Source organism: Bradyrhizobium sp. STM 3809 (genome assembly GCF_000239795.1).
Classification (GTDB): domain Bacteria; phylum Pseudomonadota; class Alphaproteobacteria; order Rhizobiales; family Xanthobacteraceae; genus Bradyrhizobium.
Genome location: NZ_CAFJ01000277.1, coordinates 17,426 through 27,102 on the forward strand (window position 1 = coordinate 17,426; position 9,677 = coordinate 27,102).

The window sequence follows — 9,677 nt, forward strand, 5'->3', positions numbered from 1 at the left end:
CATCCCTGGCTCGGGCGAGACTTCCGGAGAAAACGCATGTCACGTCGTCATCCCATCATCTCGATCACGGGCTCGTCCGGTGCGGGCACCACGTCGGTCAAGAAGACTTTCGAGAACATCTTCCGCCGTGAGAACGTCAAGGCGGCCTATATCGAGGGCGATGCCTTCCATCGCTACAATCGCGAGGAGATGCGCCGCAAGATGGTCGAGGAGGCCGAGCGCGGCAACAAGCACTTCAGCCATTTCAGCCCCGAGACCAACCTGTTCGAGGAGCTCGAGAAGACCTTCCGCGACTATTCCGAGACGGGCACCGGCACCACCCGGCACTACGTGCACGACGACGAGGAGGCGCGGCTCTACGATGCCCGGCCCGGCACCTTCACCGAATGGAGCCGCCTGCCGGAGGATTCAGACCTGCTGTTCTACGAGGGCCTGCACGGCGCCGTCGTCACCGAGAAGGTCAACATCGCCCAGCATGCCGACCTGAAGATCGGGGTCGTGCCGGTCATCAATCTCGAATGGATCCAGAAGCTGCACCGCGACCGCGCTTCGCGCGGCTACACCACCGAAGCGGTCACCGACACCATCCTGCGCCGCATGCCGGACTATGTGAACTACATCATCCCGCAATTCTCCGAGACCGACATCAACTTCCAGCGCGTGCCGACGGTCGACACGTCGAACCCGTTCATCGCGCGCTGGATCCCGACGCCCGACGAATCGATGGTCGTGATCCGCCTCAAGAACCCGCGCGGCATCGACTTCCCCTATCTGCTGTCGATGATCCAGGGCAGCTTCATGTCGCGCGCCAATTCGATCGTGATCCATGGCTCGAAGCTCGACCTCGCCATGCAGCTCATTCTCACCCCGATGATCATGCAACTGATGGACCGAAAGAGGCGCACGCTATGACCGCCAACGCCCTGCAAAAGGCTGCAGCCAAGACCGATCCGGCCCATGCCGAGATGGCGAACGCCATCCGATTCCTGGCGATCGATGCCGTGGAGAAGGCGAAGTCCGGCCATCCGGGCATGCCGATGGGCATGGCCGATGTCGCCACCGTGCTGTTCTCGCGCTTCATGAAGTTCGATCCGGCCGATCCGGCCTGGCCGGATCGCGACCGCTTCGTGCTGTCGGCCGGTCACGGCTCGATGCTGCTCTACGCGCTGCTGCATCTCACCGGCTACGAGGCGGTGACGATCGACGAGATCAAGGCGTTCCGGCAATGGGGCGCCAAGACGCCGGGGCATCCGGAGTACGGCCACACGCCGGGCGTCGAGACCACCACCGGGCCGCTGGGGCAGGGCATCGCGACCGCCGTCGGCATGGCGCTCGCCGAGCGGCTGATGAACGCGCGCTATGGCGACGACCTCGTCGATCACTACACCTATGTGATCGCCGGCGATGGCTGCCTGATGGAGGGCATCAGTCACGAGGCGATCTCGCTCGCCGGGCATCTGCGGCTCAATCGCCTGATTGTTCTGTTTGACGATAACGGCATCTCGATCGACGGCTCGACCGGCCTTGCCTGCTCCGACGATCAGCTTGCGCGCTTCGCGGCCTCGGGCTGGGCGACCAGCCGCATCGATGGCCACGATCCCCAGGCGATCGAGGCCGCCATTGCCGCGGCCCGGCAGAGCGACCGGCCCAGCATGATCGCCTGCCGCACCACGATCGGCTTCGGCTCGCCCGGCCGGCAGGGCTCGGAGAAGGCGCATGGCGCGCCGCTCGGGCCGGAGGAGGTCGAGAAGACCCGCGCCGCGCTGCATTGGCCGCACCGGCCGTTCGAGATTCCGGCCGACGTCCTGGCGAGCTGGCGGGAGATCGGCGCGCGGGGCCGCAGCGTGCGCCAGGCCTGGAAGGAGCGCGCCCGCAAGCAGTGCAGCGCGGATCGCTCGCCCTGCCACGATGCGCTGAACAAGAAGCTGCCGGCGGCCTACACCGAGCGTATGACGCAGTTCATCGCGCAGCTCACCGCCGAGAAGCCGAAGATCGCCACGCGCCAGGCGTCGCAGAACGTCATCGACGTGATCGCGACGGTGCTGCCGAACCTGCTTGGCGGCTCGGCCGACCTGACCCATTCCAACCTGACCAAGGCGAAGACGCACATATCGGTGACGCCGTCGAGCATGGACGGCAACTATGTCCACTACGGCGTCCGCGAGCACGCCATGGCCGCGGCCATGAACGGGGTCGCGTTGCATGGCGGCTTCATTCCCTATGGCGGCACCTTCCTCGCCTTTGCCGACTACAACCGTCCGGCGATCCGTCTCGCCGCGCTGATGGGCATCCGCGTCATCCATGTGATGACGCACGACTCCATCGGCCTCGGCGAGGACGGCCCGACGCACCAGCCGGTCGAGCATGTCCCGAGCCTGCGGGCCATTCCGAATCTGCTTGTGTTCCGTCCGGCCGATGCGGTCGAGACGGCGGAAGCCTGGGATTGCGCGCTGCGCGCCGAGACCTCGCCGTCGGTGTTGTGCCTGTCGCGCCAGGCGCTGCCGGCGTTCCGCACCGAGGCGTCGGACCACAACAAGGTGGCGCTCGGCGCCTATGTGGTGGTCGAGCCCGAAGCCGGCCGTGACGTGACGCTGATCGCGACCGGCTCGGAGGTGGCGATCGCGCTGGAGGCGGCCAAGCTGCTGGCGGCTGAGGGCGTGAAGGCGGCGGTGGTGTCGGCGCCATGCTTCGAATTGTTCCGCAAGCAGAGCGCGGAGTATCGCGCCGAGGTGCTCGGCAGCGCACCGCGCATCGGCGTCGAGGCCGCCATCGAAGGCGAGTGGGCGCGCTGGCTCGGCGATGCCGGCGAGTTCGTCGGCATGCACGGCTTCGGCGCCTCGGCGCCGGCCGACGTGCTGTACCGGGAATTCGGCATCACGCCGGCGGCGGTCGCTGATGCGGCCATGCGCAACATCATCCGGGCGCGCGCCCACTGACGCGCGCCACAGAACACAACAGCGAACAGGGACGGAGACGGAGACGGACATGGCGCGGATCACGCTCAGACAATTGCTGGACCATGCCGCCGAACGCGGTTACGGCGTGCCGGCGTTCAACATCAACAACATGGAGCAGGGGCTCGCGATCATGGAGGCGGCGGCCGCCGTCGACGCCCCCGTGATCATCCAGGCCTCGCGCGGCGCCCGCTCCTATGCCGGCGACATCATGCTGTCGAAGATGATCGACGCGCTGGAGGAAATGTATCCGCAGATCCCGCTGTGCCTGCACCAGGACCACGGCAACGACGAGGCGACCTGCGCGACCGCGATCAAATACGGCTTCACCTCCGTCATGATGGACGGCTCGCTGAAGGCCGACGCCAAGACCGCCGCGGACTATGAGTACAACGTCGACATCACCCGCCGCGTCACGGACATGGCGCATTGGGTCGGCGCCTCGGTCGAGGGCGAGCTCGGCGTGCTCGGCTCGCTGGAGCACGGCGGCGGCGAGCAGGAGGACGGTCACGGCCTGGAAGGCAAGGTCAGCCGCGAGCAACTGCTGACCGATCCGGACCAGGCAGTCGATTTCGTCCGCGCCACCAAGGTCGACGCGCTGGCGATCGCGATGGGCACGTCGCACGGCGCCTACAAGTTCTCGCGCCAGCCCGACGGAGAGATCCTCGCGATGAACGTGATCGAGGAGATCCATCGCCGGCTGCCCAACACGCATCTGGTCATGCACGGCTCCTCATCGGTCCCGCAGGCGCTGCAGGACATGTTCAACCAGTTCGGCGGCGAGATGCCGCAGACCTGGGGCGTGCCGGTCGAGGAGATCGTGCGCGGCATCCGCCACGGCGTGCGCAAGGTCAACATCGATACCGACTGCCGGCTGGCGATGACCGCGATCTTCCGCAAGGTCGGCTCGTCCTCGAAGAGCGAGTTCGATCCGCGCAAATTCCTCAAGCCGGCGATGGATTCGATGCGTGAGCTGTGCCGCGAGCGGTTCGAGCAGTTCGGCGCCGCCGGCAATGCATCGAAGATCAAGGTCCTGCCGCTGTCGGAGATGGCCAAGCGCTATCGCTCCGGCGCGCTCGATCCGCGGATCGGGGGAATGACCGAAGCTGCGTGACGTCAACGTCGACAATCATCATTCAGGAGGAACACATGAACGACCAATCGATCACGGTGCGCGGCAAGGATCGCTACAAGTCCGGCGTGATGGAATACAAGAAGATGGGCTATTGGGAGCCGTCCTATCAGCCCAAGGACACCGACGTGATCGCGCTGTTCCGCGTCACGCCGCAGGACGGCGTCGATCCGACCGAGGCCTGCGCGGCGGTCGCCGGTGAATCTTCGACCGCGACCTGGACCGTCGTCTGGACCGACCGTCTGACCGCGGCCGAGAAGTATCGCGCCAAGTGCTACCGGGTCGAGCCGGTGCCGGGCTCGCCCGGCAGCTACTTCGCCTACATCGCCTATGACCTCGATCTGTTCGAGCCGGGCTCGATCGCCAACCTCACGGCGTCGATCATCGGCAACGTGTTCGGCTTCAAGCCGCTGAAGGCGCTGCGGCTCGAGGACATGCGGTTGCCGGTGGCCTATGTGAAGACCTTCCAGGGCCCGGCGACCGGCATCGTGGTCGAGCGCGAGCGCCTCGACAAGTTCGGTCGTCCCTTGCTCGGCGCTACCGTCAAGCCGAAGCTCGGCCTGTCCGGGCGCAACTACGGCCGGGTCGTCTACGAGGCGCTGAAGGGCGGGCTCGACTTCACCAAGGACGACGAGAACATCAACTCGCAGCCGTTCATGCATTGGCGCGAGCGCTTCCTGTACTGCATGGAGGCGGTCAACAAGGCGCAGGCGGCGACCGGGGAGATCAAGGGCACCTATCTCAACGTCACCGCGGCGACGATGGAGGACATGTATGAGCGCGCCGACTTCGCCAAGGAGCTCGGCTCGAACATCATCATGATCGACCTGGTGATCGGCTACACCGCGATCCAGTCGATGGCGAAATGGGCGCGCAGGAACGACATGATCTTGCATCTGCATCGCGCCGGCCACTCGACCTACACCCGGCAGCGCGCCCACGGCGTCTCGTTCCGCGTCATCGCCAAATGGATGCGGCTCGCCGGCGTCGACCACATCCATGCCGGCACGGTGGTCGGCAAGCTCGAAGGCGATCCGAACACGACGCGCGGCTATTACGACATCTGCCGCGAGGACTTCAATCCGATGCGGCTCGAGCACGGCGTGTTCTTCGACCAGCATTGGGCTAGCCTCAACAAGATGATGCCGGTGGCGTCGGGCGGCATCCATGCCGGCCAGATGCACCAGCTGCTCGATCTGCTCGGCGAGGACGTCGTGCTGCAGTTCGGCGGCGGCACCATCGGCCATCCCCGCGGCATCGCCGCCGGCGCGACCGCCAACCGCGTCGCGCTCGAAGCGATGATCCTCGCCCGCAACGAGGGCCGCGACTACGTGCACGAGGGCCCGGAGATTCTCGCCAAGGCGGCCCAGACCTGCACGCCGCTGCGCGAGGCGCTCGATGTCTGGAAGGATGTGACCTTCAACTACGAATCGACCGACTCGCCGGACTTCGTCCCGGCCGTCACTCCCGCCGCCTGATCATCGCTTCATTGCGCGCCGTTCAGCGAGCCGGACACCGGCTCGCGCGGTTGCGCCATTCCAAGGAGATTTCAACATGCGCGTGACCCAAGGGTGCTTTTCCTTCCTGCCCGATCTGACCGACGAGCAGATCGCGGCCCAGATCCAGTACTGCCTCGAGAAGGGCTGGGCCGTGAACATCGAGTTCACCGACGATCCGCATCCCCGCAACACCTATTGGGAGATGTGGGGCCTGCCGATGTTCGACCTGCGCGATGCCGCCGGCATCATGCGGGAGCTCGCCGAATGCCGGAAGATCTATGGTGACCGCTACATCCGCATCTCGGCCTTCGACTCCAGCCATGGCTGGGAATCGACCCGGCTGTCCTTCATCGTCAACCGCCCGAAGAACGAGCCGGGCTTCCGTCTCGACCGGCAGGAAACGGTCGGGCGCAACATGCGTTACTCGACCCGGTCCTACGCCGCCGAGCGCCCCGAGGGCGAGCGCTACTCCTGATGACGGCTGCGCTGGCGTCTCCGCCGGTCAGGGCGGAGACGTCGGCGCCGGCTCTGCCGCATTGATCAAGTCCGATTTGACGGTGCCCCTGCTTGCCGGAGTTCGCGGGAGGATCCGCCGCCAACATGAGTGAACTTCGGCAAGCGGAGCACCAGCCCATGATGCAGGCCACGCAGGCGGACGCCAAGGAGGCGACGCCCGTCGACACCATCGACCTGCGCCGCGAGTTCGAGAGCGTGGACATCGCGCCGGTGCTCGAGCAGCTCGACCGCGAACTGGTCGGCCTCGTTCCGGTCAAGACCCGGATCCGCGAGATCGCTTCGCTGCTGCTGATGGAGCGCATCCGGCAGAAGATGGGCCTGGCGACCACGTTCCCGACCCTGCACATGTCGTTCACGGGCAATCCCGGCACCGGCAAGACCACGGTGGCGCTGCGCATGGCCGGCATCCTGCACCGCCTCGGCTTCGTCCGCCGCGGCCACGTCATCAGCGTCACCCGCGACGATCTCGTCGGCCAGTACATCGGCCACACCGCGCCGAAGACCAAGGAGGTGCTGAAGAAGGCGATGGGCGGCGTGCTGTTCATCGACGAGGCCTATTACCTCTATCGGCCCGAGAACGAGCGCGACTATGGCCAGGAGTCGATCGAGATCCTGCTGCAGATCATGGAGTCGCAGCGGGAGGATCTGGTCGTGATCCTGGCCGGCTATGCCGACCGCATGGAGAAGTTCTTTCAGAGCAATCCCGGGTTCCGCTCGCGCATCGCGCATCACATCGACTTTCCCGACTACTCGGAGGGCGAGCTGCTGACGATCGCGGAGATGATGCTGGACGGGCAGAACTACCGTTTTACCCCCGAGGCGCGCGTGGCGTTCGAAAAGTATATCGCGGTGCGCAAGACCCAGCCGTTGTTCTCCAATGCGCGCTCGATCCGCAATGCCTTGGATCGCGTCCGGCTGCGACAAGCCAACCGGCTGGTGTCGCGGCTCGACCGTGTGCTAACATCCGACGACGTGATGTCGATCGAGGCCAGCGACGTGCTGGCGAGCCGCGTGTTTGCTCAAGCCGATAGCAAGGGCGACGTGAGAGCGGAGTCGAAGTGATGAGTCTCGCGTTGGTGAAGAATTCACCCCTGGACGATCTCCGGCGCCGCATTGCGGACGCCGGCGCACTGATCCTCGATGTCGACGGAACCTTGGCCGAGACCGAGGAAATCCACCGCGAGGCCTTCAACGAGGCCTTCGTCGCCGGCGGCATCGATTGGCATTGGGGACGCCGGATCTACAAGGAACTGTTGCGCGTCGCCGGCGGCAAGGAGCGCATCCGCGCCTTCGACCAGATGCGGCGGTCCGGTCCTCCGTTGAGCGATGCGGTCGTCGCCAAGCTCCACCGCATCAAGACGGAGCGGTTCGCCGCCCTGATGGCCGACAAGGGCTGCCCGCTGCGCCCGGGCGTCAGAGAGCTGCTCGATGCGGCCTGGGCGCGCGAGCAGCGGGTGGCGATCGCGACCACGACGACGCGCGTCAATATCGATGCGTTGCTCGCACCGGTGCTGGGGATGGACTGGGAGACCAAATTCGCCGCCGTCGTCGCCGCCGATGATGTCGCGCGCAAGAAGCCCGCGCCCGACGTCTACCTCGAGGTCTTGTCACAACTCGATCTCCCGGCGGCGAGTTGTATCGCCGTCGAGGATTCCGGTAACGGGCTGATGGCGGCGATCCGGGCCGGCGTGCCCGTACTGATCACGCGCAGTCTCTACTTTCACGACGATACGTTCGATGGCGCGCTCGCGGTGCTCGACGATCTCAGCGAGCTGATAGTTTGATGTCTCTTGATGTTTGAGTGCGTCCGGCATGTCGGATTATGTACACCACGGTGTGCATAGCTGCCGCGCGCCCTGCGTTCTATTGCCGTTCGGCTGAGAACGTGTAATCCCTTGCCGACATGCTGACATGTCGAGTCGAGGTCGTAGAGTATGGCCCGCACGCAGGCCAAGGTTAAACGCAGTGACGTCGCGCGCACGGTCGGGCTGCGCGGCAGGGTTGGGCGGCCGCCAAAGGCCTTGGCCGGCAACATCGAAGAGCGGATCCTGGATGCGGCGCGCCAGGTGTTTCTCGAGCGCGGTTTCGACGGCACCAGCATCGACGAGATCGCGGAGCGGGCGCCGGCCTCGAAGCCCACCATCTATGCCCGCTATGCCGGCAAGCCGGCCCTGTTTGCCGCCATCGTCGAGCGCTCGATCGGCGAACTGACCAATCTGGGCTCCTCCTATACGCCTCCCGCCGGTACCATTCAGGAGAAGCTGGCGGGTCTCGCAACGGCGATCGTCGATCGCGCGTTGAAGGAGTCGATCGGATTGCTGCGGGTGACGATCGGCGAGGCCTATCGCTTTCCCGATCTCAGCTGCCAGTTCCACGAGCTTTCGCGCAAACGGTCGACCCATGCGGTCGCGGTGCTGCTGGCGGACACCATCGGCGCGGCCGGCACATCGCCCAAGCGTGCGCCGCTCAAGGCCTCGGAAGCCATGGCGGAGATCTTCATCGACCTGATCGTGCTGCCGCTGCTGATGCGCGCACTGATGGGCATGAAGGAGAGGACCATTCGCAAGGAGATGCCGGGCTTCGTGCGCGAGCGCGTCAGGATCTTTCTTGCGCTCTATGCCAAGACCTGAGTCGACAGGCACGTCGGCCGCAGTGAGATGCCGCCGCTGGCCACTCTCCCCCGCGCGCGTCGAGGCGCGTGGGTCTCAGCGTCGGCGGGGCGTCGGTTCGAGCGTCACCTGCTTCAGATCCTTGCCGCTGACCACGACGACGATGAAGGCGAGCTTGCCGTCCTTGCTGATGAGGCCGCCGCTGATCGCCCGGCCCGCAGCGGACCGTTCCGCGATCCTGATCGCGTCGGACATCTTGAGCGTGACGCCGTTGAGCGCGGCCAGGCTGTTGCGATCCGTTTCGCTGAGGCCGTCCATTGTCGAGAACAGCACGCTGTTCAGCACCTTGGCGGTCGAGCTGTCGATGTCGAATTCCCAGATCTGGCCGCTGCGCAGGGTGCGGACCTTGTAGACGGGAACGTCGAGGCCGCCCTCGAAGCTGATGTCGGCGGTCTTCGAGCCCGGGTGGATCTTCTCGGCGATCCGCAGCGCCTGATGCAGCGACACTTCCGATCTGCGGAACCGGTCGATCTCGCGGTTGATCGCCTCCTGGCTGAGCGCCGGATCATAGACCGATGGTGTGTCGGTAGGGGCCTGGGTGGCGCTCGCATCGTCGACCGTCGCCCGGGCAGCGATCGGCGCCATGGCCGTCCAGCATGACAGCATCAGCGTGAAAAGGACCTTGCGCGTCATGGGCTGCTCCGCAAATCGCCCGGCAGTGTGGGCCCGATATCCGAATCGATCGTTAAGAACTAAACTGTTTCGTTTCTTTAGGCCACCCGGCCGCGACGTGTCAACGTGGCCTCGACGAGGAGAACCTGGGCCGCGATCACATGCATGCGAGGGAGCAACGGGGAACCTCAGTCGCACCATGCTGGGCGTTTGTCGACAACTGAGTTAGGTTGTCGACATCTCACCATCGCGGCCGATATTGCCGCGCCAGCGTCGACAGATGTCACGCGGATGT

9 protein-coding genes are annotated in these 9,677 nt (G+C 65.5%); 8 read left to right on the top strand and 1 reads right to left on the bottom strand.

What is annotated here, in order from left to right:
• The first annotated feature begins 36 nt into the window (after positions 1-36).
• From BRAS3809_RS15640 to BRAS3809_RS15675, 8 genes are all read left to right on the top strand, one after another.
• Positions 37-912 carry a phosphoribulokinase gene (locus tag BRAS3809_RS15640; protein WP_008963084.1) on the top strand — a complete coding sequence of 292 codons (876 nt, stop codon included), beginning with the start codon at positions 37-39 and terminating at the stop codon, positions 910-912.
• The gene (gene tkt, locus BRAS3809_RS15645; protein ID WP_008963085.1) at positions 909-2,936 is read left to right on the top strand and encodes a transketolase; all 2,028 of its coding nucleotides are present in this window, start codon (positions 909-911) and stop codon (positions 2,934-2,936) included. The genes BRAS3809_RS15640 and tkt overlap by 4 nt, the downstream gene beginning before the upstream one ends.
• A 49-nt stretch (positions 2,937-2,985) precedes the next feature.
• A complete protein-coding gene (fba, locus tag BRAS3809_RS15650) occupies positions 2,986-4,068 on the top strand; it encodes a class II fructose-bisphosphate aldolase (protein ID WP_008963086.1) in 1,083 nt (360 codons plus the stop codon).
• Between the two features lie 35 nt (positions 4,069-4,103).
• Positions 4,104-5,564, top strand: a complete 1,461-nt coding sequence (locus tag BRAS3809_RS15655; RefSeq protein ID WP_008963087.1) for a form I ribulose bisphosphate carboxylase large subunit — start codon at positions 4,104-4,106, stop codon at positions 5,562-5,564.
• Positions 5,565-5,640: 76 nt separating this feature from the next.
• On the top strand, positions 5,641-6,060 hold the full coding sequence (locus tag BRAS3809_RS15660; protein WP_008963088.1) for a ribulose bisphosphate carboxylase small subunit: 420 nt from the start codon (positions 5,641-5,643) through the stop codon (positions 6,058-6,060).
• A 161-nt stretch (positions 6,061-6,221) separates the two neighbouring features.
• Positions 6,222-7,163: a CbbX protein gene (cbbX, locus tag BRAS3809_RS15665; protein ID WP_008963089.1), complete on the top strand. Its 942-nt coding sequence runs from the start codon at positions 6,222-6,224 to the stop codon at positions 7,161-7,163.
• Positions 7,163-7,885, top strand: coding sequence for an HAD-IA family hydrolase (locus tag BRAS3809_RS15670; protein ID WP_008963090.1), 723 nt, complete (start codon positions 7,163-7,165; stop codon positions 7,883-7,885). Before cbbX ends, BRAS3809_RS15670 begins: the two co-directional genes overlap by 1 nt.
• A 150-nt stretch (positions 7,886-8,035) precedes the next feature.
• Positions 8,036-8,731, top strand: a complete 696-nt coding sequence (locus BRAS3809_RS15675; protein WP_008963091.1) for a TetR/AcrR family transcriptional regulator — start codon at positions 8,036-8,038, stop codon at positions 8,729-8,731.
• Positions 8,732-8,806: 75 nt separating this feature from the next.
• On the opposite strand, the gene BRAS3809_RS15680 is transcribed toward BRAS3809_RS15675, so the two are convergent.
• Positions 8,807-9,403, bottom strand: a complete 597-nt coding sequence (locus tag BRAS3809_RS15680; RefSeq protein WP_035656409.1) for a PepSY domain-containing protein — start codon at positions 9,401-9,403, stop codon at positions 8,807-8,809.
• Between the last annotated feature and the right edge of the window lie 274 nt (positions 9,404-9,677).